The organism is Bacillus sp. SIMBA_008, assembly GCF_046535495.1.
In the GTDB taxonomy this organism is placed as follows: Bacteria; Bacillota; Bacilli; order Bacillales; family Bacillaceae; genus Bacillus; species Bacillus subtilis.
On sequence record NZ_JAWRWL010000926.1, the window covers coordinates 1 to 250 of the forward strand.

The following is a 250-nucleotide window of genomic DNA, read 5'->3' on the forward strand; positions in this document are numbered from 1 at the left end:
CATGAAACAAATCGTGAGCGGGGTTGCCGAAGGGTTTGGGGCAAAAGGCGAAGTGAAATGGCATCCATATCTGCCTTCTGTGTTGAATGACGATCGTTTGACAAAGGTGGTCGAAGAAACGGCAGGTGCGCTGGATCTCACAGTCGTTCAGGCTGAGCAGTCACCGGGCGGAGAAGATTTTGCCCTTTATCAAGAACGCATTCCAGGCTTTTTCGTATGGATGGGGACAAGCGGTACCGAGGAATGGCAT

General features: G+C 51.6%; 1 protein-coding gene. It reads left to right on the top strand.

Annotation, left to right across the window (positions count from 1 at the left end; genetic code table 11):
* The coding region (locus SB658_RS26090) for a M20/M25/M40 family metallo-hydrolase (RefSeq protein WP_410603386.1) at positions 1-250 on the top strand (250 nt) is incomplete at both ends.